The following is a 997-nucleotide window of genomic DNA, read 5'->3' as shown; positions in this document are numbered from 1 at the left end:
TTAAATACTAATTGGTTATTATTTGAACTACTTAATTCATAACTTAAAATTGTTTTACTACCCAAATCATAAATCGCACTTAAGTATATTTTATTACCATTTTTTAATTTGAATTCAGTCACATCGGTTAACCATTTCTTATTCTTCTTACTTTCATTAAATGATCTGTTTAAAATATTTTGCGCAGTTACTTCAGGAGTAAAAAGTTTATATCGCTTGGCTTTACGACGTATAATAGCTTTTAATTTTAATTGTTTCATTAATCTATAAACACGCTTATGATTAACATGTTTATTTAATTTAAGACGGATATAAATATAAATGCGTCTATAACCATAAATACCTTGATATTGATGATAGATATCGTTGATATCTTCCATTAATGTATTATTTTCAATCTCTCTCTTAGATGGTTTTCTGTTTGTCCATTTATAATAACTTGATCTATTTATTCCTAAAACACTACATAACCATTTAATTGGATATTTATTTTTTAGCGCTTTGATCGTTTTGTATGACGCGATTTGTTTACTTTTTGATTCATCATCTCTCTTTCGAATTCTCTCCGCTTTTTTAAAACCTCATTCTCCATTTCTAAATATTTATTTCGTTCTTTTAATGCTTTAATTTCGGCATCTTTTATTTCATCTTCTGTCATTATAGATTGAGGTTTCCCTTTGCCTCGTCCATCTTCTAAACCAGCATTACCATGATTTTTATATTTTTTCACCCAATTATAAACTTGACCATAAGTTACTGAGTACTTATCAGCGATTGTTTTATAATCACTATTACTTTCTATGTAATCTTTAACTATTTCAATGCGTTCTTCTAAATTTGTTTTCCTATATTTCAATTGATACACCTCGGGTTTTGGAGAATATGTTTTTAATATTTTACCCGATAAATACTTTGAAATCCATTTGTTTACAGTTGAAGTAGTGGGGATATTATATTTAACTACTAAATCAGTTAAAGATAGGCCATCATTTATATA

General features: G+C 27.0%; 2 protein-coding genes. Both read right to left on the bottom strand.

Translation table 11 applies throughout. The features are described from left to right. Nucleotides 1-524: IS3 family transposase (locus KA878_RS13710; protein ID WP_312884018.1), on the bottom strand; the 524-nt coding region annotated here is incomplete at its 3' end. Continuing rightward, nucleotides 494-997, bottom strand: a 504-nt coding sequence (locus tag KA878_RS13705; RefSeq protein ID WP_210142221.1) for a helix-turn-helix domain-containing protein, incomplete at its 5' end; no start/stop codon positions are given. The genes KA878_RS13710 and KA878_RS13705, both read right to left, overlap by 31 nt.

The sequence above is a fragment of the Staphylococcus sp. GDY8P57P genome, assembly GCF_017892585.1.
Lineage (GTDB): Bacteria > Bacillota > Bacilli > Staphylococcales > Staphylococcaceae > Staphylococcus > Staphylococcus borealis.
The sequence above is the reverse complement of the archived record's forward strand: the minus strand, read 5'-3'. Positions and strand labels throughout refer to the sequence as shown.